The organism is Nocardia sp. NPDC051990 (assembly GCF_040680755.1).
GTDB lineage: Bacteria > Actinomycetota > Actinomycetes > Mycobacteriales > Mycobacteriaceae > Nocardia.
This window is the reverse complement of record NZ_JBFAXH010000005.1, coordinates 268,925-295,223: the sequence shown is the minus strand read 5'-3', so window position 1 is coordinate 295,223 and position 26,299 is coordinate 268,925. Positions and strand designations below refer to the sequence as shown.

Genomic DNA, 26,299 nt, shown 5'->3' with positions numbered 1-26,299 from the left:
CAACTCCCCAAGGCAGAGACGAGCGCATGACCGAAGCCGAACGCCAAGCCCTGCTCGACGCCTTGCGCGCCGAATACGCGGCGATATACACCTACGGTGTGATCGCGGCGTATGCCTCCGCCGAGCGCACCCGCTTGGTCGCCCACGACACCGCAGCCCATCGAGCCCGCCGCGATAGCACCATCGATGCATTGAAGGCGGCCGGAGTCGCGGTGCCACCACCGGACGCCGCCTACACCACGCCGTTCCCGGTGAACGATCCGATCCCCGCGGCGAACTTGGCCGTCACCATGGAAACCGACACCGCCGTCGCCTGGCGCGCGGTCGTCGAAAACGGCAACTCCGATCCCATCCGCCGGATGGGCACCGACGCTCTCACCGAATGCGCCCTGCGCCTGGCCACCTGGCAAACCATCCTCGGCGCCTCCCCACCGACAGTCGCCTTTCCTGGCAAGGCGTAACCCATACGCCGCTCACCTTTTTGCACGCCACGCACGGATTCGTCAGCGAATTCGTGCGTGGCGCGCCAACTCGTCGGCGGCACACCAAATCCGTACGCGGCGGCCCGATTCATGTGTGGCGCTCGATCCGGCGCGCGCGGCGGTGAACGGTGCGCCCGTAGTGGCTACGGGCGCATTTCGTAGGTGCCGTCGTAGGCGGCGACTTCGGCCCAGACGCGGTCGAAGCGGGGGCGGTCGGTGACCGGCGGGCGCAGGGCGGATGCGGCCCATGCCTGCTGGTCGGGAGTGGCGGAGGGCTTGCCGTAGAGGGTGGTGGCGTGGGCGTTGAAGTCGCGGATCTGGAAGTCGAAGATCTGCTCGATGATGTCGCGGTCCAGCCCAGTGATGGCGGCCTGCTCCAGAATCAGCTGACCGTAGACCACCAAGGCGAACAGGTGGCCGATGGTCAGCATGAAGTCCAGGTCCCGCTGTTGGTCGACGTCGGGTGCAGCCGTGGTGAGCAAGGTGCGCAGGGCCTGGGCCTGTTCGTAGAAGCGCGCGACGTTCGGCAGGTCGGCGTGCTTTTCATACACCGGGGTCCAGTCCGCGAACTGCACCTTGCCCGCGCCACGAGCCGGCCCCTGCCGGAAGAAGAACTCGTCGTCGGCCGCATCGAGCCGGGTGCCGATCTCCGGGTAGTCCTTCGGATTGAACAGGTAGTTCGGCATGAACTTCAGGATCTGGCCGACATTGACATGCACCGTGCCCTCTAGCCGCGGCAACGTGCCGATGTAGCGGGCGACCTGTGCGAAGTAGGTGTTCTTCTCGAACCCCTTCGCGGCCAGCACATCCAGCAGCAGCGTCATGACGGTCTCGCCCTCGGAAGTCACCTTGGACTTGGTCATCGGGTTGAACAGCAGATAGCGACGGTCCTCGAGGCTCGCGCTGCGGAAGTAGTCGACGGCGCGGTCGCTGAACAGCTTCATCGCGACGATGCGCGCGTAGGCATCCACGAAATTCATACGCACATGCGGGAATTCGGTGACGGCCTTGCCATAGAGAACGCGGTTGTTGGAGTGCGTGATGGCCTCGTAGAACGAGTGCTCGACCATGCCGATGCTGCCGTGGCACAGGTTGAACTTGCCGACATTGACGGTATTCAGTGCGGCGGAGAAGGCCTCGGGACCGGTGGACAGGATGTCGGCGGCGGTCACCGGGTAGTCGTGCAGCGCGAAGGTGCTCACATACAGCTGACCATGGATGACATTGTCGATGAGCTCGTAGTCGTCGTCGCGGCTGTCGGCGGCGAACCACACATAGCCGTCCGCGCCCTCGATATCGGCGCGGCGGGAGAAAACCGACACCATCGATGCGACATTGCCGTTGCCGATGTAGTACTTGACGCCATTGGCGCGGAACAGGATTCCGGCCTCGGCATCCGCACTGCCCGGCTCGGTCGGCGTCAGAATCAGATCGGTGTTGTAGATATCGGCACCGTGGTCGCGCTCGGACAGACCGAACGCCATCACCTGACCATGGGCGAGGTCGGCGGCCGCGCGCTTCTTGGCGTCCTCGTTATCGCTCTGCCAGATCGGGCCGAGGCCCAGGATGGTGACCTGTTCGGCGTACCAGTACGCGAGACCGTAGAAGCCGAAGATCTCCGACAGCGCCGCATTGCGCGCACCGTCCCACCGCCGGTTCGGGTCACCGTCGGCATAGGCGGCCGGGGTCAGGAAGGTCGCGAACAGCCGCTCCTTCTTGACGAACTCGAGGAAGTCCGACACCCACACCGCGTCCGCGTCATCGGCCAGCAGCTGCCGCTTGCCGCGCGACTCGAACCACTCGATGGTGGTTTTGAGCAGCCGTCGCGTCTCGGCGTCGAACTGCTTCGGATCGTAAGTGGCGGGGTTGAACAACAACGCGTCGGTGCTCGTCATGCCGCTAACTTACCAGCGGGTAACAGCAGGCAGGAGCGGGTCCCCGATTACCGTCCGCGACAAATCGTGCCTACGGAACCGTAGGCCCGGACGAAATGCGCGAAGCCCTGCCGACTCGGCGGCAATGTCGCAGTCGTCCGGGCTTCGCTACCGGTTGTCGGCGGCCGAACCTACTGTCCGCCGCGGACTTGCGCGAGCACCGATTCGACCACCGAATCGGCCGGGACCTCGGCGGATTCGCCGGTGAAGCGGTCACGGATCTCGACCTTGCCCTCGGCCCAGCCGCGCCCGACGACCACGACCAGCGGGACACCGATCAGCTCGGAATCCTTGAACTTCACACCGGGTGAGGCCTTACGGTCGTCGAGGACGACGTCGAGTCCGGCCGAATCCAGCAGCGCCGCCACCTGCTCGCCGCCCGCACGCGAGGATTCGTCCTTGTTCGCGATGACCACGTGCACATCGAACGGCGCGACCTCACGCGGCCAGCGCAGGCCCTTCTCGTCGTGCTGCTGTTCGGCGATCACCGCGACCATGCGGGAGACACCGACGCCGTAGGAACCCATGGTGAGCCGCACCGGCTTGCCGTTCTCGCCCAGCACATCGACCTCGAAGGCGTCGGTGTACTTATTGCCGAGCTGGAAGATGTGGCCGATCTCGATGCCGCGCGCGGACACCAGGACGCCGCGCCCGTCGGGTGAGGGATCGCCATCGCGCACCTCGGCGGCCTCGATGGTGCCGTCGGGGGTGAAATCACGGCCCGCGACCAGGCCGACGACATGTTTGCCGGGCTCGTCGGCACCGGTGATCCAGCTGGTTCCGGTGCCGATACGCGGATCGACCAGATAGCGAACACCGTTGGCCTGCAATGCCTTCGGGCCGATATAGCCCTTGACCAGGAACGGGTTGGCGGCGAAATCGGCCTCGGTGAGCAGTTCCACCTCGGCGGGTTCAACCGCGGCGCCGAGGCGCTTATTGTCGACCTCACGGTCGCCCGGAATGCCGATACCGAGCAGTTCGGTCTTGCCGTCCGGGTGGCGCAGCTTGACCATAATGTTCTTCAGGGTGTCGGCCGCTGTGACCGGGCGCTCGGAGATGCCCGCGCTGTTCGCCCAATCCACCAGCGACGCGATGGTCGGGGTATTCGGGGTGTCGTGGACGATGGCCGCGGACAGGCCCTCGATGGGACGCGGTTCGGCAGCAGGCGTGACCACCGCTTCCACATTCGCGGCGTAGCCGGACTCCCGGCACACGACATAGGTGTCCTCGCCGACCGGACTGTCGGCGAGGAATTCCTCCGACGCGCTACCTCCCATCGCCCCCGAGGTCGCCGCGACGATGACGTACTTGACCTCGAGGCGGTTGAAGATGCGCTGGTAGGCCTCGCGGTGCGCGTTGTAGCTGGCCTTGAGTCCATCCTCGTCGAGATCGAAGGAATAGGAGTCCTTCATGATGAATTCGCGCCCGCGCAAGATGCCCGCGCGGGGACGCTCCTCATCGCGGTATTTGGTCTGGATCTGGTACAGCGTGACCGGGAGATCCTTGTACGAGTTGTATTCACCCTTCACGGTGAGCGCGAACAGCTCCTCGTGCGTCGGCCCGAGCAGATAGTCCGCACGCTTGCGGTCCTGCAGTCGGAACAGGCTGTCGCCGTATTCGGTCCACCGGTTGGTGGTCTCGTACGGCTCGCGCGGGAGCAGCGCGGGCAGCGAGATCTCCTGTGCGCCGATGGCGTTCATCTCTTCCCGCACGACCTGCTCGACCCGCCGCAGCACCCGCAGGCCCAGCGGCAGCCACGAGTACACGCCCGGGGCGATGCGCCGCACATATCCGGCGCGGACGAGGAGTTTGTGACTGGGCACCTCGGCGTCGGCGGGATCGTCGCGCAGGGTACGCAGGAACAGGTGGGAGAGGCGGGTGATCACGGACGACAGGGTAGTCGCTGGCCGGATGATGCCTGCAAGGCATTGGCCCATTTCGGCATGGGCGGAGGCGTTACGTGGGTTACGCCGGCTACCGCGTCCGCACGCTGGCCACCGACGCCGGTACCGTATCCGCTCGTGCTGGTGCTGCTGCCTCCTTCCGAAACCAAGTCCGATGGCGGAGCCGAGGGGCCGCTGGAGCTGGAGTCGCTGGCGATGCCGCAGCTCACCGCGGTGCGTGACCGGCTCATCGGCGAGGTCGTCAAGCTGGCCGCTGATCCGGAGGCCGCGCGCGGGGTGCTCGGCCTCGGCAAGGGGGCCGATACCGAGATCGCGCGCAATGCGAGCTTGCGCACGTCAGCCACCCGGCCCGCGCTGGAGCGCTACACCGGCGTGCTGTACGACGCACTGGCTGTCCGCTCCTTCACCAAGGTTCAACGTGCCAAGGCCTATGCCCGCCTCGGCATCGGCTCCGCCCTGTTCGGTGCCGTCCGCGCCGATGACCGCATCCCCGCCTACCGACTCTCCGGCGGTGCCAAACTTCCCGGCTTGCCGACGCTTTCCGCCATCTGGCGCGATGTCCTGCCCGACGCCCTGGTCGCCGAAGCCGCCGGTGAACTCGTCATCGACTTGCGCTCGGGCACCTACCAGCAGCTCGGCCGCATCGCCGGCGCCATCACCGCCGATGTCCGCACCGAACACCCCGACGGCTCCCGAACCGTGGTGAGCCATTTCAACAAACACCACAAGGGCCTGCTCGCCCGCGCCCTCGTCCTCACCCGCGCCGACCCCACCGACATCCGCGCTGTAGCCCGCATCGCCACCAAATCCGGCCTCCGCACCGAAATAGCCTCCCCCACCGAACTCCTCATCATCACCTGAGCTGGCGCACAGCCAGGCGGCTAGCGGCGGGCGGCGGCGAGGGCAGTGCGGATTTTTTCGGTAGGGGCGGGGGTGGCGGCGTGCTTTCAGAAGGGGAGGGCTTCGGCGACTCATCGACGATATGGTCAACGGCCGCGTCCGCGACGAACGCGATGCACCGGCCAGGGCAGCGGCGCTGGGTTGTCGACCCGACGCGTGCACTACCTTCCGCTGGCGATAAACGGTGCCCGCTTCCGTCAACGACGGACCCCGCGTCATCGTCCGTGTGACTCCGCGCAAGGTCGCCGGTCGCCTGTGAGCTCGTGGCCGGGCGGGGTTCAGCCCAGCTCGGCCTCTTCCCGCGCATGTTGCGCCTGGCCGACCTCGGCCGCCGTATAGCGCAATGTCAGTGCCACCAGTCCCACCACAAGTGCGCCGACGGCGGTGATGAGAAGTACGAGCGTGTAACCACTTCCGAGTGCATCCAACTCCGCGGGCGTCATATCGATGGGCTTACCCGTGCGGCCGCCGAGCGCCAGCGTGCGGGATGCGGCGACCGGCGCGAGCAAACCGATCGCGAAGGGGGTACCGAGGTTCATGAACATCTGGCCGACCGCGGCGAGCGGCCCGATATTCTGCGGCGCGACACCGACCACTATGCACAGCGGGACGATCACCACGGCGACACCGATGCCGAACCCGATCACAATGAACAGCAGCGCCAGGGTCGGCCAGTACGACACCTCCCGTTCGAGCTTCGAGCCGAACAGCAATCCGATGACCAGCGTCGCCGCGGCACCGCTGAGCAACCAGCGCGGCGCGACCGTCATCGCCAGCCGCGACGCCGCGGCGGTGCCGATACCGGCGGCGATGGTGAACGGGATGAACGCGACCCCGGCGACGAGCGGGCTGTAGCCGACGACATTCTGAACGAACAGGCCCGCGAAATAGGTGGTAGCGGCGAACACTGCGCTGGCCAGGAAGATGGCGCCGAACGTGGTGACCCGATCGCGCTTATCGAAGAGCGACCAGGGCAGCAGCGGGTTGTCCACCCACCGCTCGGCGAAGACGAAGACGATCAACAACACCAGACCGGCGACAATCGAACCGATGATGACCGGACTGTCCCAGCCGATTTCGGGCCCTTCGGTCGCACCGAAAACCAGGGACACGCAGGCAAGGGTGCCGAGCACAGCTCCGCGCACGTCCAGGGATAGTCGGTGGTGGGCGGTCTCACGCAGTCGCAGTACCGCACCCAACAGGATCAACGCACCGATCGGCACATTGATCAGGAAGATCCACCGCCAGCTCACCTCGGTGAGCGCACCGCCGATCACCAGCCCGCCGACCGACCCGACCGCCATCATGGAGCCGAAGATCGCGATCGCCTGATTGCGCACCCGGCCGGGTGCGAAAGTGGTCGCTACCAGGGCAAGTGCGGTCGGGGCCGCGAGCGCGGCGCCGGTGCCCTGGATCGCGCGGGCCGCGATCAGCATGCCCTCGTTCTGGGCGATTCCACACAGCAGCGAGGCCGATGTGAACAGCGCGACGCCCACGATGAACATGTGCTTGCGGCCGAACGAGTCGCCGATCCGGCCGCCGAGCAACATCAGACCCGCGAACGGCAGACCGTATGCGGTGACCATCCAGGCGCTACCGAAACTCGATAACGCCAGTTCGTCCTGAAGTCGAGGCAGGGCCAGGATCACCACGGTGCCATCGAGCACGACCATTAATTGCAGCCCACTCAGCACCAGGATCGCGAGGCCGAAGGCCCGCCGCGTCACCGGATACGGCTTCGTAGCGGGATTGTCTGGCATAGTCAGTCACTGTAGTCAGAGCGACGGATGATGGGCAGCGGTCCGGTCCGTGGCACCACCGGCATGGAGCCGGTGCGTTGCGATTCCTCTTGCGCGTGTTGTGCCTCGGCCAGTTGTTTCGGCGTATAACGCAATGTCAGTGCGATGAAGCCCGCCACGACCGCGACCAGCGAGCAGACCGCGAGCACGAGTGTGTACCCGCTGCCTAGTGCAAAGATCTCGGCCTCGTTCATATCCGCCGCCTTACCGGTGCGACCACCCATCGACATGGTGCGCGATGCCGCGACGGGAGTGAGCAGACCGATGAATACCGGCGTCGCCAGATTCATGAACATCTGCCCTACCGCGGACAGCGGGCCGATATCGGACGGCGGCACGCCGACGAGCACGCACAGCGGTCCGAGCACCATTGCCACGCCGACACCGAAGCCGATCACGATCAACAGCGGCAACAGAGTGGTCAGGTAGTTCACGTTGCCGTCGAGCTGCGAGCCGACCAGCAGTCCGGCGGCCAGCACGAATGTCGCACCGCATACCAGCCAGCGCGGCGCGACGATCAGCGCCGCCTTGGACGCCAGCGCGCCGCCGATACCGATGCCGATGGTGAACGGGATCGATGCGATGCCCGCGACCAGCGGTCCGTAGCCGAGCACATTCTGCAGGAACTGCGCGACGAAGAAGGTCATCGCGCCGAGTACGCCACCGGCCAGGAAGATCAGCAAGAAGGTGGTGACCCGATCGCGGCTGTCGAACAGCGACCACGGCAGCAGCGGACCATCGACGGTGCGCTCGACGACCACGAAGACAATCAGCAGCACCGCACCCGCCACCAGCGCGCCGACTACGGCCGGACTGCCCCAGCCCAGCTCCGGTCCCTCGGTCGCGCCGAACACGATCGATGCGCAGGCCATGGTGCCGAGCACCGCGCCCCGAATATCCAGTGCGGATCGGTGGTGTTCGGTATCCGCGAGCTGGGACAGCGCACCGAGGATGATCAATACGCCGATGGGCACATTGATCAGGAAGACCCACCGCCAGGACAGCTGGGTCAGCGCACCGCCGACCACCAGACCGCCCACGGAGCCGATACCGACCATCGAGCCGACGATCGCGATCGCCTGATTGCGCGCCTTCCCGGGCGCGAAAGTCGTTGCCACTAGCGCGAATGCCGTGGGTGCCGCGATTGCCGCGCCCGCCCCCTGCACCGCGCGGGCGGCGATCAGCATGGCCTGGCTCTGCGCCAACCCACACAGCAGCGAGGCGAGGGTGAACATCCCGACGCCCAGCATCAGCATCGGTTTGCGACCGAACACATCCCCGAGTCGCCCGCCGAGCAGCATCAGCCCGGCGAGGGTCAGGCCGTAGGAGGTCACGGTCCACGCGCCGCCCGCGCTCGTCATGCCCATCTCCTCTTGCAGCCGAGGCAGCGCGAAGATGACCACGGTGCCGTCGAGCACAACCATCAGCTGCAGCCCGCTCAGCACGAGAATCGCGAGACCAAAGGCCCGCTGCGTCACCGGATACTGCGTCTTCGCAGGGGGATTATCGAGCACGATGAGCCACTGTAATTGATCCGGAACCCAGTTCTCCGTTCCCGCAGGTGCGATTCACCGAGTCATAGCGAAATTCACTGGGCGGTTGTGACACCGTCCAGTTGCGGGAGCCGAGTGGCTGTGCCATCGGATATCGCGCGGCGGTCGCGGGCCACATCGGGCACCGATGAACCCGGAACGAACCCACAGGCGCACCGACGCGATGATCCGAGGGTCGATGCGACGTCGCGTTATCCGGCCGAGGACTCGGCCTGCAATTCGACGGCATCGGCGGAAAAACCTGCCGTGGGGCCGATCACGACGATCGCGGGCGGACGGATCGCCTCTTCGCGAACGCGGGCGGCGACAGTGCCGAGGTCGGCGCGCAGGACGCGCTGGGTGCGGAGGGTGCCTTCCTGGATCACCGTCGTGGGCGTGTCGGCCGGGCGGCCACCCTCGATGAGGGCGGTGGCGAATTGTTCGATGCGCTCGACCGCCATCATGAGGACGATGGTGCCGCGCAGGCGGGCCAGAGCGGGCCAGTCGACAAGGGAATCCGGATGATCGGGGGCGACGTGGCCGCTGACCACGACGAATTCGTGGGTGACGCCGCGATGGGTCACCGGAATGCCCGCGGCCGCGGGAACGGAGATCGGACTGGTGATGCCAGGGACCACGGTCACCGGAATGCCCGCCTCGACGCACGCCTCGAGCTCCTCGTAGCCGCGCCCGAACACATACGGGTCGCCGCCCTTGAGCCGCACCACGAACTTGCCCGCCCTGGCGCCCTCGATCAGCGCGGAATTGATCGCCTCCTGCGCCATCGCCCGACCGTATGGAATCTTGGCCGCGTCGATCACCTCGACGTCCGGGCCGAGTTCGGCCAGCAGTTCCGGCGGTGCGAGCCGGTCGGCGACAACGAGATTCGCGCGGGCCAGCAGACGGCGGCCGCGCACCGTGATCAGATCCGGGTCGCCAGGACCACCGCCGACCAGTGCGACGCCCGGGGTGATCGGCGTCGAATCATCGGTCACCACACCCGATTGCAGCGCCTCGAGCAATGCGTTGCGCACCGCGGCGGACCGCCGATGCTGACCGCCGGCGAGCACACCGAGCGTCAGTCCGTCGTGCCGCGCGGTAGCCGGAGTTACGGCGGTGCCCAGCCGCGCCACATCGGCGCGCACACAGAAGATCCGTCGCCGCGTGGCCTCCTCGACCACGGCCGCATTGGTCTCGGGTTCGTCGGTGCACGCGATCGCATACCAGGCACCGTCCAGATCGCCGTCGGCGTAGGCGCGCAATGTCAGTGTGAGTTGCCCCGACGTAGCCATCCCTTCCACGGCCGGGGTGACTTCGCGGCTGACGACATGCACATCCGCCCCGGCGGCGATCAATAGCCCGAGCCTGCGCTGCGCCACCGTCCCGCCGCCGACCACGACGACCCGCCGTCCATTGAGATCGAGCCCGACCAGGTAGTTCGGATCACTCGCGGGACGTTCGGCCGGGTCGGTTCCCGGCTGGTCATCGGCAGGTACTGACGTGTTCGGCACAATGCTCGAGACTACGTCCTGCGTGCGTGTCCCCGGCAATCACCCGCCATCCGGGCGCAATAACGGACACCATGCCGGCCGTGGAGCCCGGCAGACGGTCTCCTTCCGTGCGTCGGCCCATGAATTCGGTGGCGCCGGGCGGTATCTGCCCCCGCGCCGAACCGTGCGTTGCGGCAGCCACCTGGTTGGGGCGGGGTTGGAGCCGTGACACAGGCGATATCGGCACGGCAACTGCTTGAGGTGGCTTACGAGGAGGCACTGAGCGGCCTGGCCGAAGGCGGGATTCCGATCGGCGCGGCCCTGTTCACGGCCGATGGCACCCTGCTCGGACGCGGGCACAACCGCCGGGTGCAGTCCGGCGATCCCAGCATGCACGCCGAAACCGATGCGTTCCGTAACGCGGGCCGCCGCCGCGACTACGGCTCGACCATCATGGTGACCACCCTGTCTCCGTGCTGGTATTGCAGCGGGCTGGTGCGCCAGTTCGGGATCGGCGCGGTGGTCGTCGGAGAAGCGCGGACCTTCCACGGCGGGCAGGACTGGCTGGCCGAGCACGGCGTCGCGGTCACCGTGCTCGATGACCAGCGCTGTGTCGACCTGATGACCGAGTTCATCGCCGCCCAACCGCTGCTCTGGCACGAAGATATCGCGGTCACCGGGGCGATTGACGGTTGATCATGCTGGCGGACAAGGGATTTCAGCGGAAGTACCCATAGTCCTGCACCCAGTTGAACCCACGGCCACGCAACGGGAAGCTGTTCAGATCCACCTGCTGCAAGATGATGGTCACCGGGCGATCGTTCAACTGTCCGTTCAGCGTCAGGCGGTCGGGCGCGGGCTGTTCGAAGCTGAAGTCGGCGATCTGGGCGGGTTGCCCGGCCGACGGCGCGGACACCGAGATCTTGTGTGCGGCGGTATCGACAGTGGAAACCGCGGGCACGAGGGTGCCGTCCATCTTCTGGTAGGTCATCCCGGATATATCGAAAACGACGCGCTGCCAACGTGTCTCGTCGGTGGTCAGCGGCGCGAGCGGCACACCGTCCTGGGTGAATTCCGATACCGTCCAGATCCCGTACAGCGGCGGCTTCGGGCTGCCACCGCCGCCCTCGTTCCAGTACTTCAGGTCGGTTTGCGCGAAACCCAGTGACATCCACACGCCCACTGCGACTTGCAGCGCTATCGCGATCGAGCGAATTCGTTTGCTACGGAACGGATCCGGCTGTGTTGCGGGTTCGGACGGCCGGTTCAGTACCAGCATATTCGCCAGTCGGCGCGCCTGCGGCGCGAGCAGCACCATGCTCAGCAGCAGGAGGTGGAAAGACAGGATCTTGACCGGGACGTCGAAGGTCATATTGAGCACGAATACCTGCGCCATGCTCACCAGGCTCACCATCGCGCCGAGCGTCGCGGTCCTCGGGAGGAAGAGCAGAAGGCCGCCGAGCACTTCGGCGCTGCCGAGCAGGATTTCGTAGGCGGGTGAACTCCCGACCTGATTCCACAACACCGAGACGGGACTGAACTCACCGTAGGGTTGTAGCAGTTTCGCCAGCGCCGGCTGGGACATCTGCGTCGGAATCATCTTGGCGAATCCGTAGAACAGCATCTGCCCGCCCAGGCACATCCGGATGAAGAGCAGGAACCAGGCCTGTAGCTGTCGATAGTTCGGCCTGCGCCGGTCCAGCACGGTCCAGACGAGGGTCGCCACCACCGCGGCGATCAGTACGCAGAAGGTGAATGACCAGATGAAGTATTGATCGCCGCTACCCGAATCCTCGTGCAGCACGACATCGGTATCGAACAACAGTCGTCCGACCGGTTCGACGATCGGGCGCAAGGCGCGAAATTCCCAGAGCACCGCCTTGTCCGGCAGCGATCTGGCGAGCAGCCCGGTGAAGGCGAAGAGGATCTGGGTGAACAGCAGGCAGAACAGGCCGAAATAGACGAAGGAGAACCGAAAAGCGATCCTGGTCAACGGATGCCACCGGGAGGGCTGCTCGGGCGGTTCGACGATGTCTTCCCGATCGAGAACCTCTGTACCGACCGCACTCACACCTATCCCTCACCTTCACGACGCCACGTCAACTGACCGTATCGGCGCGACGGCCGCGCCCGCTTCCAGGAAAACCCCGATATCCGCCCTCGGTCCATCGGTGTACGCGACTACGCCGAAAGTATGACATCCCAGCGGCGGCGGTCCAGTACAGCGATCGGTTGACCGGACTATCGGGTCGGAGTGCCGGGAACTCGGCGAGGACAGCATCGCGGGCGCGGGCGGGCACCATCAACCCCATGACAGGCACGAGGGCTGGCTTCGGTTGTCCGGCTGAGGTGCACCTCGGCCGGACGGTCGAGTACGGCTCGGCTTCAGACCCAATGCAGGGTCGGTGGTGGTGGCGGGGTCGTGCCGGTTCGCGCGAATTCGCCCCAAGCGCGGCGCATCTGACGACCGAGCTGGTCGATGTCATCCCAGGAAGCCGAGCCGAGCATGGGTGCGCGCTGCCATGCCCGCTGGTCACCCAGCAGCAGGGGTAACTCGATGCCGTGGGTCGCGCCGAACTGGGAGCCGTCGGGCCACCAGGTGAATCGATAGCCGCGCGCGTTGGCTCCAGACCGGTTGAGTTGGTCGATGAAGGCGGTGATCGGCTCGGCGAAGAGCTGGTGGGTCAACTCCTGCACTCGCGGCCCAGGGCCGGTGAAGGCTGAGGCATCGTCGGCGTTCCAGCCGCAGAGCACCTCCAGCCTGGCGACGTTGTCGGCGAAGGTAGCACCGAGCTGCGCAACCGGGGCCGCACCGTGGACGGGGTAGAACGGCGGCACGCTCACCGCGCCGGAACGCGCCATCGCGGCCGCGGTCTCCCCGGCGGCGGCAAGCAGCGCCGGCACCGACGCGGTGCGCGCATCGGCGGCGAGGTGGCGGGCGAAGACAGCACCGATCTCCTCGGCCTCGTCGCGTGGGCGGGCGAGGTAGGCGGCGGGCCCGCTCTGCAGGATCGCACGGGTGAACAAGCCCTTGGCTTCGGGAACTTCCATGAGAAGCCGGATCGACAGCGCGCCAGCGGATTGCCCGAAGACGGTGACGTTATCGGGATCTCCGCCGTAGGCAGCGATGTGGACCTGGACCCAGCGCAATGCTTCGAGCTGGTCGTAGAGCCCAAGGTTGGGCTCGCTGACCCCGTCCAGGCACAGGTAGCCGAAGACCCCGAGCCGGTAGTTCACGCTCACCACCACCACGTCGGCGTCGCCGGCCAGGGCAGTGCCGTCGTACCAGGGCATCAGCCCGGCGCCGCTGCCGAACGCACCGCCGTGCAGGAACACCATCACCGGCCGGCGCGCGTGGTCACATCCTGGCGTGGCCACCACCAGGTTGAGGCAGTCCTCTCCCTGCGGCAGTTCCGCGCAAGGCCCCATCGCCGCGGCCAGGCGCTGCGGGGCCTGGGGGCAGATCTGCCCCGCTGTGTCGTCCTCGATCACGGGAACCGGCGCCGGGCGCTGAAAACGGGCAGCGCGGGCGTAGCGGATCGGCCCGATGCGGGTCACCGATGGCGGGGTCATCGAACCATGCTCCCGGCCTCGTCGAGCGACGGACCAAGAGCCGACATCCGATATGAAACAAGTGTTACATGCATGGGCACAATGTCTACATGGAACAGTCGTTACAGTCAACGGGTGCCACCCACGCTGTTCGAAGCCCGCCGTGCCGAGCTGCTGACCGGGGTCATCGGCTATATCGCCGAGTACGGCCTGGCCGGGTTGTCGCTGCGCCCGCTCGCCGCCGAACTCGGTACGAGCGCGCGGATGCTGGTGCACTATTTCGGATCCAAGGAACAGATGCTGATCGCCGCGCTAGCGGCCCAGCGCCCCGACATCGAGAACGCCTTCGCCGACGTCTGCGACCCCGAGACGCTGCGGCATCGACTGCTCGAAAGCTGGAGCGCCAACACCAGCGGCCCCGGAGCCACGAGCACCACGGTGCTGCTGCAGGTGCTCGGGCAGGCGTGTGTGCCCGACGGCCCGTTCTCCGGCTACGCCCGCGCCGCCGTCGACGTCCTCGTCGAGGCGCTCACCCAGGTTCTGCACCGCATCGACCCGGCGGTACCCGACGCCGAAGCCTCGGCGACCCTGCTGATCTCGGGCATCCGCGGCCTCGTCCTCGACCGCCGCATCACCGGCGACACCGCCCGCACCGACACCGCCGCCGGCCAATTGATCGACCAGGTCATCCATCGGTACCGATGAGGACGACCGCGGCCCAGGTGGGCGGAGTCTCCTCGCGAACCGACCTCCGGCGATACCAAAGTGCGTCCACGGTCGCGGAGGAAAAGCGATCGCGGCCGTGACGTCCTCGGCTTGCGGCGGTCCAGATCGCTTCCGCCGCTGGAGCCGGTAGTCGATCCGCGGCTCAGGCGATGCCCGCCGCCATTACTTCGGTAAAGGATTGTCAATACCGAATATCACCCAGTGAGGATCGCTCGATTTCTTCGTGCATTTCTACGGTAAGCACCGACTAGAACGCGTTACAGTTTCCGCAGGCAATGCGTCAGGAGGACAGGAATGGCCGATGATCCCGATCCCACCGCGCGGCGGCAGCTGACCGTCAGCGAGCGGGACCTCGACGCCCTCGCCGGGAACCTGTCGCGGTGGCTGGACGGCAAGGTCCACGCGGATCACCCGCCCAAGATCTCGGCGCTGTCACGGCCGCAGGGCGCGGGGATGTCCAGCCCGACGGTGCTGTTCGATGCCGAGTGGAGTGTGGACGGGCACGTCGAGGGCGGTTCGTTCGTAGCCAGGATGACACCGGAGGCAGATTCATTCCCGGTCTTCGAAAACTACGACCTCGAGCTGCAATACCAGATCATGGCCGCGGTCGCGGCCGCCTCGGCGGTGCCGGTGCCCGAACTGTGCTGGCTGGAGACCGACGAGAAGCCACTCGGCACAAAGTTTTTCGTCATGCGACGCATCGAGGGCCGGGCGCCCTCGGACAACCCGCCGTATGTGTTCATCGGCTGGCTCTTCGACGCGAGTCCCACCGAACGTGCCGAACTGACCGCGAAGACCGTCGAGATCATTGCGAAGGTACACGAAATTCCGGATGCGACAACGCGATTCCCGATGCTGGACGGTCCCGGTCAGGCACTGCGCCGACATGTGGAATGGCACCGCAACTGGTACCGCTGGGCCCTGGCCGATGACGGCTATCCGATTCCCCTGATCGAGCGGACCTTCGACTGGCTCGACGCGCACTGGCCCGCCGACCCCGGTCCGGACGTGCTGAGTTGGGGCGATTCGCGACCGGGCAACATTCTGTACGACGGCTTCACCCCGGCCGGTGTACTCGATTGGGAGATGGCCGGACTCGGCCCACGCGAACTGGATATCGCCTGGCTCATCTTCATCCACCGCTTCTTCCAGGACCTCGCCACCCGCTTCGATCAGCCCGGACTGCCGGACTTCCTGCGGCGCGCCGATGTGGTCGCGAAATACGAAGCGATCACCGGTTATCCGGTTCGGGATCTCGACTTCTACATCGTTTACGCCGCGCTGCGGCACGCGATCGTCATGGCCCGGGTCAAGCGCCGGATGATCCACTTCGGCGAGGACACCGACACCCCCGATCGCGACGACTACGTGATGCACCGAGCCAGCCTGGAGGCCCTGCTCAACGGAACCTACGAATGGGATTAGAGAAAATCATGGCTGTATCCGATGGTCGGTCCGCAGGCTCCGCCCCCTCACCCCTCGACGAATACCCCATCCACCAGACCCACCTGTCCATGGCCCGAGTCGCCAGCAGCGACCGGAACTTCTACGACAGAAGCTATTTCAACGGCCACGACCGCGAGGGCGGCACCTTCTTCGTCACCGGCGGCGGGGTGTATCCGAATCTCGGTGTGATCGACGCGTACGCCTGCGTCCGGCGTGGTGACGTTCAGCGCACGGTCCGCTTCTCCGACGCGCTCGGCGATCGCGGCGTCGACCTGCGCGTCGGCGGCTACCGCATCGAGGTGCAGGAACCGCTGCAACGGGTCCGGGTGGTCTGCGAACACGATGACCTCGGCTTCGACCTCACCTGGCACGGATCGTTCCCCACCGTCGAGGAACAACCGCATCTGATCCTCAACGGCAATCGCCCGATCATCCAAGCGACCCGGTTCGCGCAGGTCGGCTCGTGGGAGGGGACGCTGCATGTCGACGGTACGGACCTCACCGTCGACCCGGCCGTCTGGATGGGCACCCGGGACCGCTCCTGGGGCATCCGCCCGGTCGGCGAACCCGAGCCGCCGGGCCGGGCCGCCGCCGAACCGTCCGGCGGATTCTGGTGGATGTATGTCCCGCTGCGCTTCGACGATTTCGCCATCGTGGTCATCCTGCAGGAGGAGCCCGACGGCAAGCGTACCCTCAACGATGCCGTCCGCATCTTCCCGGACGGCCGCATCGAACAGCTGGGCTGGCCGCGCTACCACATCGAATACCGTTCCGGCACACGACATCCCATTGGCGCGAGGCTGGAATTGACCACCCCCGACGGTAAGCCGCTCGCGGTCGAGATCCAGACCGTCACCAATATCCCTTTGCACGTCGGCTGCGGCTATGGCGGGGATCCGGACTGGTTGCACGGTCGCTGGATGGGCCGCGGCTGGTCTTCGAGCAGCAGTTACGACCTCACCGATCCGGCCATCGCGGGCCGCATCCCGTTCGGAGTCATCGACCATGTCGCGCATGCGCGCTGCGGGGAATCCGAGGGGTGGGGCCTGTTCGAACACGGGAGTCTCGGGCGGCACGATCCGACCGGGTTCGCCGACTGGAGCTCGGTCGCGCCGTAGGCTTGTCGGGTGGGCACGCACTCGCGTGTGCCCACCCGTCCTCGACGACGAAACGATGGGCTTCCGGTGGCTGAGAACTGTCTCGCCGGCGGGCACGCCGGATGCCTGGCACCATGCCGATCCACGATCGTATTTCCTACTCACCGTCGTTCTTCACCGTCGGCTCGTTGTCCTTGCCGATCGAAATGGGAACTGTCGCGCAGTCCCTGACTCCTGTTACGTCAGTGGTGATTCGAGGCGAGCGCGGCCGCGATCACTATGCCGTCGACGGTCCGCTTGGGGATAACCAGCGGACCGTCGGCAGTAAGTAGCGCGGCCGCTTCGGCGACACTGGCGGTGCCGAGCGCGTCCTCGGTGCGTGCCGAGGGATTCGGTACGTCGACTTGGGCGAGCTCTGCCGCCGTAAAGCCATGGACCGAGACGCCCAAACGCGCGGCGGCACCACGAATTCCCGATTCCTCGGCGCGCCGATCGATGGTCGCGAGACAGGCAATGGGCTTGTCGCCCAGCACTTCTCGCAGCACAGTGAGAATCCGTTCGCTCGATATGCCCGGCCGAAACCCGAGGCCGACAACCCAACCCTGCGGCGATATCGGTTCGGCGGTTGGCGATGCCGAGGTGTCAGATGCTGGCACGGGTGCGCGCGTAGTCGGTGGCGGCGACGACGAAACGTCTGGTGGCGCTGGGGTTTCCGGCGGGGTGGGTGTGGAGGTAGGAGGCGTGTACGCGGTGGCGGAGAGCGCCCTCGCTGATGCGCTCGCCTGCGAGGTGCCAGCCCCAGGCGGGTGTTTCGGTGCCGGTGGTGACAAGGCGGGTGCGGTGGAACTCGTGGCCGCGCACCCGTTCTCCCGCGCGCCATAGGACAGAATCGGCCAGCGCCACGGCATCTCGATAGCCGAGGGTCAGGCGGGGGCTGAATTCGGCCGCCGCATCGACTACACCCGCCATCGGATGGCCATCCAGCGAGCGGGTGAGATAGAGCAATCCAGCACATTCGGCATGTACCGGCAGTCCGGCCCAAGCCTGCTCGGCCACTTGCGCCAATAGCCGATCATTGGCCGCCAGCGCCGCCGCGTGCTCCTCCGGAAATCCACCGGGCAATACCAAACCGGCTGTCCCCGTGGGAAGTTCATCCCGCATCGGGTCGAAGACCACAACTCGCGCCCCAGCGGCTGCCAAGAGCTCCCGATGCTCGGCATATCCGAAGGTGAAGGCAGGCCCGCCGGCCATCGCGATCACGGGACCCAGCCCGTCCGCCGTAGCCACACCCGAGCCTCGTGCGGCTGCCGACATCGCAGGACTCGCGCGTTCCGCGACCGCATCAGCCGCACACGCTCCGTCGCCGACGTTTACATGAGCTATACCGGCAGGGCCGTTGCCAGCGTGGGCATTCCAATGATGCGCGCGGGTCACATCCGCGGCGATCGCTTCGTCCATGCTCGCGGCAGCTGTGCTCTGCGCGGAGGCCGCGTCCGCGGTTTCGCGGATCGCGGTTGCCGGGTCCCACGCCGGGGCGCTGGTGGTCGAGTGAGCGAGACGCGCGATGGTCGGGAGATCGACGTGGGCGGCGACCAGGTCGGTCATTGCTTCGACGGCGGCGGTGGCGGCAGGGCCGTGTTCGACCGCGGGGATGAGGCCGAGGTGGCGAGAGGGGACCTCGAGTTCGGCCATGCGCGGTAGCGATCCGAGTACCGGCAGGCCCACCCGATCGCAGGCGGCGCGCAGCACCTGGTCGTGGCGTTCGCTGCCGACGCGATTGAGGATGACGCCACCAAGGCGGATCGCGGTATCGAAGGTGGCGAAGCCGTGCAGGAGGGCGGCGAGGCTCTGACTGTGTCCGCGCGCGTCGACCACCAAAATCACTGGGGCGCTGAGCAGTCCGGCAACCTGTGCGGTGGATCCCTCGGCGATCGGTGCGACGTGGTTCTCGTCGATGCGGCCGTCGAACAGGCCCATTACGCCCTCGACCACCGCCAGATCACACCCCTGGGCACCGTGGCGGTACAGCGAGACAACACGTTCCGCGCCGACGAGCACCGGATCGAGATTGCGGCCGGGTCGCCCTGCCGCCAAGCCGTGATACCCCGGATCGATATAGTCCGGCCCCACCTTGAACGGCGCGACCCGATGCCCGGCTCGCCGCAGCGCCCCGATCAGACCGGTCGCCAGCGTTGTCTTCCCACTTCCCGATGCGGGCGCGGCGATCACCACCGCCGGAACACCGCTCACGACTGCAACGCTCCTCGGTTTCCGCACTCCTGCGGGTCACCCACCAGGAGTGCGAATCCTGGCAACGGGTGCGGATCGTACGGTGTGGCGCGGTCGAGTAGCGCGGGGCGGTGACCGGCGAGCGGGCATCTCGATACCGGCCGCACCGATGCGCCGCTCGATGCGATCACCATTCGATGCCTCGCTGGCCCTTGCGGCCCGCGTCCATGGGGTGTTTGACCTTGGTCATTTCAGTGACGAGGTCGGCGGCGTCCACAAGGGCTTCGGGGGCATCGCGGCCCGTGATGACCACATGCTGATTGCCGGGCCGGTTGCGCAGGGTTTCGACGACCTCGTCGACATCGACCCAGCCCCATTTGAGGGGATAGGTGAATTCGTCGAGGACGTAGAAGCGGTGCTGTTCGGCCTGGAGCCTGCGCGCGATCTCACGCCAACCGGCCAGTGCGGCGGCGGCGTGGTCTTCGTCGGTGCCCGGTTTGCGGGTCCATGACCAACCCTCGCCCATCTTGTGCCATTCCACCGGCCCGCCGGCGCCGGTCTCGTCGTGCAGGCGGCCAAGCGTGCTGAATGCCGCCTCCTCCCCCACCTTCCACTTGGCGCTCTTGACGAACTGGAATACCGCGATATCGAATCCCTGATTCCACGCCCGCAACGCCATCCCGAATGCGGCCGTCGACTTCCCTTTACCCGGCCCGGTATGCACGGCGAGCACCGGTAGATTCCGCCGCTGTCGCGTGGTCAGCCCATCATCCGGAACCGTCTCCGGCACACCCTTGGGCATCGAAACTCCTTCGTAGCTCAGGCGGCTCGGGTCACGCCGAGGCGACCCGATCCGGCGCGGACGATATCGGCGACCGAGTCGCCGGTCAGTTCGGCGAGTCGGAGGTAACCGGCACGGAGGGTGCGAGCCAGGTCGACGGCGAGACCGAGGCGGACCATGCCGCGTTCGCAGTCCACGACGATCGAGGTGATCGCTTCGGCGGCAAGCAGATTCGCGGCGGCGCGGGCGCGGGGCACCGGATCGACGCCGCCGGTGGCGCGGCCGTCGGTGAGCAGGACCAGCATCGGACGGCGGCGCGGATCGCGGACGCGTTCGCGGTGCACGACCTCGCGGGCCTTCAAAAGCCCTGCGGCGAGCGGGGTTTTGCCGCCGGTGCGAATGCCGGATAGGCGCCGCACCGCAATATCCACCGAGGAGGTCGGCGGCAGGACGAGTTCGGCTTCCCTGCCACGCACGGTGATCACGGCGACCTTGTCGCGCCGCTGATAGGCGTCACGCAGCAAAGCGACGACCGCACCGGTAACCGCCGAGAGACGGTCGCGCGCCGCCATGGAACCGGACGCATCGACCACGAAGACCACCAGATTGCCTTCGCGCCCTTCGCGATACGCGCCGCGCAGATCATCGACGGTCAGCTTCAACGGCCCTTCGGCTCGGCCGCGGGAATGCTGGTGCGGTGCCGCGGCGAATACGGTGCCGAGCAGATGCAGCCCGCCGGAAGTATCGGTACTGGACCGCACCGTGCGTCCCTGCCTGGTCTGCGCGCGCGAACGGCGGCCCACCGCACCCTCGCCGACGCCAGGCACCTCCCAACGCGGCGGTGTCACAACGGATGTCGCGGGAGCGCCGATGCGCCCATCCCGCGTGGATGGCGATTGCCCACCGCCCGGCGAATCCGGACCAGCACCGTCGGGACCTGGAGCGCCCGGGCCGCCATCCGGATCATCTTCTGGGCCTCGACCATCCGGGCCATGATCGCTCGAATCGTCCGCATTGTTCACTGCGCCATCCGAACCTGCGTCATCGGCATCGCTGGGGCGGCTGTTCGGACGGCCGTCGTCGAGCTCCTCAGCTCCGTCTTGCTCCGATTCCGCACGCTCACCGGACTTTTCCGCCTGCGCCGCCTCCTCCCCCGCGGCACGCATCGCCTCATCCAACTGCTCTTCGCTGATCCCCGGCTCGTCGAACGGGTCCCGCCGCCGCCGATGCGGCAATGCCAACTCGGCCGCAACCCGGACATCCGCCTCGGCCACGGCATCGGCCCCACGCCAGGCCGCATGTGCGGTGGCGGTCCTGGCCACCACCAGATCGGCCCGCATCCCGTCCACATCGAAGGACGCGCACAGCGCGGCGATCCGCCGCAGCTCCACATCATCGAGCGCGACGGATGCGACCCGCTCGCGGGCGGTCAGAATCCGCTCGGCCACCTCCCGATCGGCCGTGGCATAGCGCGCGGCGAATCCGGCCGGGTCCGCCTCGTAGTCCAGCCGACGCCGCACCACCGCCATCCGGACGTCCACATTCCGCGAGGCCGCGACATCGACGGTGAGCCCGAACCGGTCCAGCAGCTGCGGCCGCAGCTCGCCCTCCTCCGGATTCATGGTGCCGACCAGCACGAACCGTGCCGGATGCGAATGCGATACCCCATCACGCTCGATATGCACCCGCCCCATCGCGGCGGCATCGAGCAACACGTCCACCAAATGGTCGTGCAGCAGATTCACCTCATCGACGTAGAGCACACCGTGATGCGCGGCCGCCAACAGTCCGGGCCGGAACGCCTGCTCGCCATCACGCAGCACCCGCTCCAGATCCAGAGAACCGACCACCCGGTCTTCAGTGGCTCCCACCGGCAACTCAACCAGCCGAGCCGGTCGCGCACCCGTCTCATCGACAACGGGCGGCAGCAATTGCGCAAGCGCCCGCACCACAGTCGATTTCGCGGTCCCCTTCTCCCCGCGCACCAAGACGCCGCCGATCCCGGGATGTACCGCGCACAGAATCAACCCCAGCTGCAACCGCTCCTGCCCCACCACCGCCGAAAACGGAAACCCCGCATCACCATCCACACCGGTCAGTGATCGGGCATGCGGCGCGTTTTCCGTACGGGACAATGACATCCCCCAACTCTATTAGCGCCACCACGCCCACCCACCAGCACCCTCCGCCGCGGGACACCTCCAGGGCGCATCAAGGGAAGGAGCGGGCCTTCCCCTCAATCAACCACCACGGAGCTGTGTTACGAGCGAGGAGTTCGCGGCCCCGTCTCGCGTCCGCGCGAAGGCACGGCCATCGACTCAGCCGAGTCGTCGAAGCACCCGCGCCACAGGCGCGAGTCTCGACGCGCGCACCAAGTGCCGAACGATCCACCGTCACCAGCCACCACGGAGCGAGTCTTACGAGCGCCGCAGGCGCGGCAGATTAGACACAGCTCAGCCCTTGCGCATGGGGAGGTGCATGATGCCGTCGTCATCGAATTCGTCGCCGTCGGGTTTGAAGCCGAATTTGGCATACATGTCGACCAGATAGGTCTGGGCGCTCAGGCGGACGGTTGCCGAACCCGCTTCGGCGAGCGCGGCCTGAACCAGCCGGGTGGTGTACCCGTGACCGCGCGACGGGACCGAGGTGCACACCCGTCCGATGCGGAACGATTTCACACCGTTCTCGTGCTCCTCGAGCAACCGCAGCGTCGAGATGATCTCCCCCTCGTCATCGAGCCAGAAATGGCGCGTCTCCGGCAGCAGGTCGAGACCATCCAGCTCCGGGTACGCGCATTTCTGCTCGACAACGAAGACTTCGACGCGAAGTTTCAACAGCTGATACAGGGTGGCGGTGTCGAGATCGAGCGCCCAGGACCGTTTGAGTGCAACCGTTGACATCATCGCGTCTTGCTACCACAACTACGCGATCGGCGCGACCCCTGCGGCCTTATGCGTGTTGTCCGACACACTGTTCAGGTTCAGGGTTTTGGTCGACCAATCCCAGACTTCCTGGAACAGTGCCTGGTTCTCCGAGAGCTTCACGCCCAGCGAAGGCACCATTTCCTTCAGCTTCGGGGTCCAGTCAGCGTACTCGCGCGGGAAGCAGCGCTGCAGCACGTCGACCATGGCGCTCACACAGGTCGACGCGCCGGGTGACGCGCCGAGCAGGCCCGCAATAGTGCCGTCTTCGGCGGTGATAACCGCCGTGCCGAACTCGAGCACGCCGCCCGCACCCTTGCGCCGGATGACCTGCACCCGCTGCCCCGCGGTGATCAGCTCCCAGTCGTGGCCGTTCGCACGCGGCACGAACTCCTCCAGCGTGGCCACCTTGCCCGCCTCGGACTTGAGCAGCTCACTGATCAGGTACTTGGTCAGGCCGAGTTCGCTGACGCCGACGCCGAGCAGCGAGAAGATATTGTTCGGCTTGACCGACTTGAACAGATCGGTGTTCTTACCATCCTTGAGGAACTTCGGCGTCCACCCGGCGTACGGACCGAACAGCAGGCCGGGCCGGCCCTTGATGATGCGAGTATCCAAGTGCGGCACCGACATCGGCGGTGCACCGACGGCTGCCTTGCCGTAGACCTTGGCCCTGTGCTTGTAGATCAGATCCGGATTGGTGCAGCGGATGAACTGACCGCTGATCGGGAAGCCACCGAAACCCTTGGCCTCCTTGATGCCCGACTTCTGCAGCAGCGGCAGCGCACCGCCACCCGCGCCGACGAAGACGAATTTGCTGATGAGCGTGCGGGTTCGGCGGGTACGCAGGTTGCGCACCTTGATCAGCCAGGAGCCGTCGGACTGCTTGGTGAGGTCGCGCACCTCGTGACCGAAGGCCAGATCGACGCCGCTGCGGCCGAGGTAGGCCAGCAGTTCGCTGGTGAGCGAACCGAAGTCGATATCGGTGCCCTCGTCGGTCCAGTTGAGCGCGATCGGATCGGAGAAGTCGCGGCCCCTGGCCATCAGCGGCAGCCGCTCGGCGAATTCGTCGGGACTGTCGATGTATTCCATCGTGGCGAACAGCGGATGCCGCGACAGCGCCTCGTACCGCTTGCGTAGGTAGTCCACATTGTCCGCGCCGTGCACGAAGCTGACGTGCGGGACGGGGTTGATGAAAGCGGCGGGATCACCGAGAATGCCGTTTTCCACGCCGTAGGACCAGAACTGGCGCGAGACCTGGAAGCGCTCATTGATGTCGATGGCCTTGCTGATATCGACCGAGCCGTCCGGACTCTGCGGGCTGTAGTTCAGCTCGCACAGGGCGGAGTGTCCGGTGCCCGCGTTGTTCCACGGATCGCTGCTCTCGGCGGCGGCCGCGTCCAGCCGCTCGAACAGGGAGATCGACCATTCCGGCTGCAGCTGCCGAAGCAGTGCGCCGAGAGTGGCACTCATGATGCCGGCACCGATGAGTACTACATCGGTCTTTTCAGTCATGGCAGCGTTCGGCACGGGTAGATCGACTTCCTTGTCCTTCTGCGCACGCCCACCCCCAAGGGTGGGCCTGCTTGGCACGGGCGCTATGTGGTTGTTGCGAGTACTGGCTGACTCGGCGGGGTGTAGGTTACCCGCCGTTCACCTAGCCCAATTGTGCACCTCAGCTGTTCGAAGCCAGGCAACGAACCAACCGAATGTGACATAGATTCCTTCCGGGGTTCGATCGTCGAAACGGCACTGATGTCGCTGCCTCTTTCGAGTGACCTGCAGGCAGTCGCTACGGCTACATTGATCGTTGTGACGAACGAAGCCTCGCTCAGCGTGTCCGATCTCACGGCCCTCGCAGCCGAGCGATGGAAGCCAGATGTCCTCGGCGCGGGCTATCAGCAGCGCGCCCTGCCGCTCGGTCCGGACCCCGACGGTGAGGGCGAGGCCGTGGCGACCCTCGTTCGCTACACCCCCGACACCGAAGCCGCCGCCAGCGATCGCTTGCGGGTCGCTGGAAACAACACGGTCGCCGAACCCGCTGTGCTCTACGTGCACGGTTTCACCGACTACTTCTTCCAACAGCATCTCGCCGAACACTTCGCCGGGCGCGAGCATCGCTTCTACGCGCTGGATCTACGCAAGTGCGGCCGCTCGCTACGCGACGGGCAGACGCCGCACTACGTCACCGACCTGGCGGCCTACGACGCCGAACTGAACGAGTCGCTGCGAATCGTCCGGGAAGAGACGGGCGATAACGTGCTCGTGGTCGCGCATTCGACCGGCGGACTCATCGTGTCGCTGTGGCTGGACCGGCTCAACAAGGCGAAGGGCACGGCCGAATCGGGAATAGTCGGCCTGGTGCTCAACAGCCCCTGGTTCGACCTGCAGGGCCCCTCGTACTACCGGACCATCGGCACCCCGGTGATCAAGATGCTCGGCCGGTTCCGGTCGATGGTCGAACTACCCGGCAACAAGATCAGCTCCTACGGCGACAGCCTGCACCGCAGCGTGGCCGGCGAGTGGGACTACAACCTGGACTGGAAGCCGCTGGCGGGCTTCCCCGTCCGGCTCGGCTGGCTGCGCGCGATCCGCAACGGGCACGCCAAGCTGCAAGCGGGGCTGTCGGTCGGCGTGCCCGCGTTGATTCTGCGTTCGCGCATCACGAAATTCGCGCGCAAGTACGGTCCCGCCATCGATGTGGCGGATGCGGTGCTCGATGTCCGGCAGATTCAGCGCTGGTCGGGCTGCCTGGGCGATCGGACCAATATCGTCCCGATCGACGGCGCACGCCACGATGTCTTCCTGTCCTCGGCCGAACCGCTGGCCAAGGCCTTCGCCGAACTCGACAGCTGGCTGGATTGGCTAGCTGACCATTTCGAGCGACCTGCAAGCAATCGCTAGCGGTCTTCCGCACGAAGACCGCCGGTTCACCAGAGGCTGGTGCGTAGCACGATCTCGGTGGCAAATTCGTGGTCGGCCTCGGTCGCCACATTGTCTACATCGATCTCTACGACCCGGAATTCGCCACAGACGTAGCGACCGGAGGCATCGGCGACCGAACGCGGCATATTCTTGGTGACCAGCACGGTGGCGGCGACCTCCACCGGACGACATGTCGGGTCCGCGACGGTACCGTCGGCGGCCGGCACGGCGGGATGGCCGCGATCGGCGACGACAAGGCTGATGAACCGCCCGAAACCGCCCGCGCAGACCTGCCAGCCCAACTGCGCGCCCAGCCCGCGTCCGGCGACATTAACCCAGGGGATGCCGAGTTCGTCGAGGATGGCGTGTACGCCGGCCGGATCCAGGTCCGCTACCGATTCCACCGCAATGGTGCGCAGGTCGGAGTTGTGCAAACGCGCGCACACCTGATCGTAGACGTCGACCGGATCACCGGCATCGGGCAGCAGCAGCACGCTGTGCCTAGACTCCGGGCCGTCGACCCGCACGGTCCATGCCCGGTCACCGACCGTGATCCGCCGAGATTTCATGCCGGAGTACGG

The 26,299-nt window shown here is 66.5% G+C and carries 21 protein-coding genes; 7 read left to right on the top strand and 14 right to left on the bottom strand.

Going from position 1 to position 26,299, the window contains the following annotated elements; all coding sequences use genetic code 11:
• The first annotated feature begins 26 nt into the window (after nucleotides 1-26).
• Nucleotides 27-461 (top strand): ferritin-like domain-containing protein, encoded by a 435-nt coding sequence (locus AB0L63_RS13120; protein WP_364498976.1) that lies wholly within the window; start codon nucleotides 27-29, stop codon nucleotides 459-461.
• Between the two features lie 164 nt (nucleotides 462-625).
• On the opposite strand, the gene AB0L63_RS13115 is transcribed toward AB0L63_RS13120, so the two are convergent.
• Together AB0L63_RS13115 and AB0L63_RS13110 are read right to left on the bottom strand one after the other, a co-directional pair.
• The gene (locus AB0L63_RS13115; protein WP_364498973.1) at nucleotides 626-2,377 is read right to left on the bottom strand and encodes an acyl-CoA dehydrogenase family protein; all 1,752 of its coding nucleotides are present in this window, start codon (nucleotides 2,375-2,377) and stop codon (nucleotides 626-628) included.
• Nucleotides 2,378-2,547: 170 nt separating this feature from the next.
• A complete protein-coding gene (locus AB0L63_RS13110) occupies nucleotides 2,548-4,302 on the bottom strand; it encodes a proline--tRNA ligase (protein ID WP_364498970.1) in 1,755 nt (584 codons plus the stop codon).
• 135 nt (nucleotides 4,303-4,437) lie between these two features.
• On the opposite strand from AB0L63_RS13110, the gene yaaA reads away from it, so the two are divergent.
• Nucleotides 4,438-5,181 carry a peroxide stress protein YaaA gene (gene yaaA / locus AB0L63_RS13105; protein ID WP_364498966.1) on the top strand — a complete coding sequence of 248 codons (744 nt, stop codon included), beginning with the start codon at nucleotides 4,438-4,440 and terminating at the stop codon, nucleotides 5,179-5,181.
• A gap of 317 nt (nucleotides 5,182-5,498) precedes the next feature.
• Here yaaA and AB0L63_RS13100 read toward each other — a convergent pair whose 3' ends face one another.
• The 3 genes from AB0L63_RS13100 to cobA all read right to left on the bottom strand — a co-directional run bounded on the left by AB0L63_RS13100 (nucleotide 5,499) and on the right by cobA (nucleotide 9,984).
• Nucleotides 5,499-6,980 carry an MFS transporter gene (locus AB0L63_RS13100; RefSeq protein ID WP_364498963.1) on the bottom strand — a complete coding sequence of 494 codons (1,482 nt, stop codon included), beginning with the start codon at nucleotides 6,978-6,980 and terminating at the stop codon, nucleotides 5,499-5,501.
• Between the two features lie 2 nt (nucleotides 6,981-6,982).
• The gene (locus AB0L63_RS13095; RefSeq protein ID WP_364498960.1) at nucleotides 6,983-8,533 is read right to left on the bottom strand and encodes an MFS transporter; all 1,551 of its coding nucleotides are present in this window, start codon (nucleotides 8,531-8,533) and stop codon (nucleotides 6,983-6,985) included.
• A gap of 230 nt (nucleotides 8,534-8,763) precedes the next feature.
• Entirely contained in the window at nucleotides 8,764-9,984 is a 1,221-nt protein-coding gene (gene cobA / locus AB0L63_RS13090) for a uroporphyrinogen-III C-methyltransferase (protein WP_364499203.1), read from the bottom strand.
• 282 nt (nucleotides 9,985-10,266) lie between these two features.
• Here cobA and AB0L63_RS13085 point away from each other — a divergent pair, with 282 nt between their 5' ends.
• A complete protein-coding gene (locus AB0L63_RS13085) occupies nucleotides 10,267-10,737 on the top strand; it encodes a nucleoside deaminase (RefSeq protein WP_364498957.1) in 471 nt (156 codons plus the stop codon).
• A 22-nt stretch (nucleotides 10,738-10,759) separates the two neighbouring features.
• Here AB0L63_RS13085 and AB0L63_RS13080 read toward each other — a convergent pair whose 3' ends face one another.
• Nucleotides 10,760-12,112, bottom strand: a complete 1,353-nt coding sequence (locus AB0L63_RS13080; RefSeq protein WP_364498954.1) for a DoxX family protein — start codon at nucleotides 12,110-12,112, stop codon at nucleotides 10,760-10,762.
• 314 nt (nucleotides 12,113-12,426) lie between these two features.
• Nucleotides 12,427-13,614 carry a carboxylesterase family protein gene (locus tag AB0L63_RS13075; protein ID WP_364498951.1) on the bottom strand — a complete coding sequence of 396 codons (1,188 nt, stop codon included), beginning with the start codon at nucleotides 13,612-13,614 and terminating at the stop codon, nucleotides 12,427-12,429.
• 114 nt (nucleotides 13,615-13,728) lie between these two features.
• On the opposite strand from AB0L63_RS13075, the gene AB0L63_RS13070 reads away from it, so the two are divergent.
• The 3 genes from AB0L63_RS13070 (at nucleotide 13,729) to AB0L63_RS13060 (ending at nucleotide 16,883) form a co-directional block, all read left to right on the top strand.
• Nucleotides 13,729-14,298, top strand: coding sequence for a TetR/AcrR family transcriptional regulator (locus AB0L63_RS13070; RefSeq protein ID WP_364498948.1), 570 nt, complete (start codon nucleotides 13,729-13,731; stop codon nucleotides 14,296-14,298).
• A 315-nt stretch (nucleotides 14,299-14,613) separates the two neighbouring features.
• Nucleotides 14,614-15,744, top strand: a complete 1,131-nt coding sequence (locus AB0L63_RS13065) for a phosphotransferase family protein (RefSeq protein WP_364498946.1) — start codon at nucleotides 14,614-14,616, stop codon at nucleotides 15,742-15,744.
• Between the two features lie 8 nt (nucleotides 15,745-15,752).
• Nucleotides 15,753-16,883 carry a hypothetical protein gene (locus AB0L63_RS13060; protein ID WP_364498943.1) on the top strand — a complete coding sequence of 377 codons (1,131 nt, stop codon included), beginning with the start codon at nucleotides 15,753-15,755 and terminating at the stop codon, nucleotides 16,881-16,883.
• A 221-nt stretch (nucleotides 16,884-17,104) separates the two neighbouring features.
• Here the strand turns inward: AB0L63_RS13060 and AB0L63_RS13055 are convergent, their stop codons facing one another.
• The 6 genes from AB0L63_RS13055 to mqo form a co-directional block, all read right to left on the bottom strand.
• Entirely contained in the window at nucleotides 17,105-17,518 is a 414-nt protein-coding gene (locus AB0L63_RS13055) for a cobalamin biosynthesis protein (protein ID WP_364498941.1), read from the bottom strand.
• Nucleotides 17,505-19,112 carry a cobyrinate a,c-diamide synthase gene (locus AB0L63_RS13050; RefSeq protein ID WP_364498938.1) on the bottom strand — a complete coding sequence of 536 codons (1,608 nt, stop codon included), beginning with the start codon at nucleotides 19,110-19,112 and terminating at the stop codon, nucleotides 17,505-17,507. The genes AB0L63_RS13055 and AB0L63_RS13050 overlap by 14 nt, the downstream gene beginning before the upstream one ends.
• Nucleotides 19,113-19,278: 166 nt before the next feature.
• The gene (gene cobO / locus AB0L63_RS13045) at nucleotides 19,279-19,893 is read right to left on the bottom strand and encodes a cob(I)yrinic acid a,c-diamide adenosyltransferase (protein ID WP_364498935.1); all 615 of its coding nucleotides are present in this window, start codon (nucleotides 19,891-19,893) and stop codon (nucleotides 19,279-19,281) included.
• Nucleotides 19,894-19,910: 17 nt separating this feature from the next.
• Nucleotides 19,911-22,013 (bottom strand): magnesium chelatase subunit D family protein, encoded by a 2,103-nt coding sequence (locus AB0L63_RS13040; RefSeq protein WP_364498932.1) that lies wholly within the window; start codon nucleotides 22,011-22,013, stop codon nucleotides 19,911-19,913.
• 312 nt (nucleotides 22,014-22,325) lie between these two features.
• Nucleotides 22,326-22,775: a GNAT family N-acetyltransferase gene (locus tag AB0L63_RS13035; RefSeq protein ID WP_364498929.1), complete on the bottom strand. Its 450-nt coding sequence runs from the start codon at nucleotides 22,773-22,775 to the stop codon at nucleotides 22,326-22,328.
• Nucleotides 22,776-22,793: 18 nt separating this feature from the next.
• On the bottom strand, nucleotides 22,794-24,308 hold the full coding sequence (gene mqo, locus AB0L63_RS13030; RefSeq protein WP_364498926.1) for a malate dehydrogenase (quinone): 1,515 nt from the start codon (nucleotides 24,306-24,308) through the stop codon (nucleotides 22,794-22,796).
• A gap of 297 nt (nucleotides 24,309-24,605) precedes the next feature.
• Here mqo and AB0L63_RS13025 point away from each other — a divergent pair, with 297 nt between their 5' ends.
• On the top strand, nucleotides 24,606-25,697 hold the full coding sequence (locus AB0L63_RS13025; protein ID WP_364498923.1) for an alpha/beta hydrolase: 1,092 nt from the start codon (nucleotides 24,606-24,608) through the stop codon (nucleotides 25,695-25,697).
• A gap of 26 nt (nucleotides 25,698-25,723) precedes the next feature.
• On the opposite strand, the gene AB0L63_RS13020 is transcribed toward AB0L63_RS13025, so the two are convergent.
• Nucleotides 25,724-26,287, bottom strand: a complete 564-nt coding sequence (locus tag AB0L63_RS13020) for an alpha/beta hydrolase (RefSeq protein WP_364498920.1) — start codon at nucleotides 26,285-26,287, stop codon at nucleotides 25,724-25,726.
• Nucleotides 26,288-26,299 lie beyond the last annotated feature (12 nt).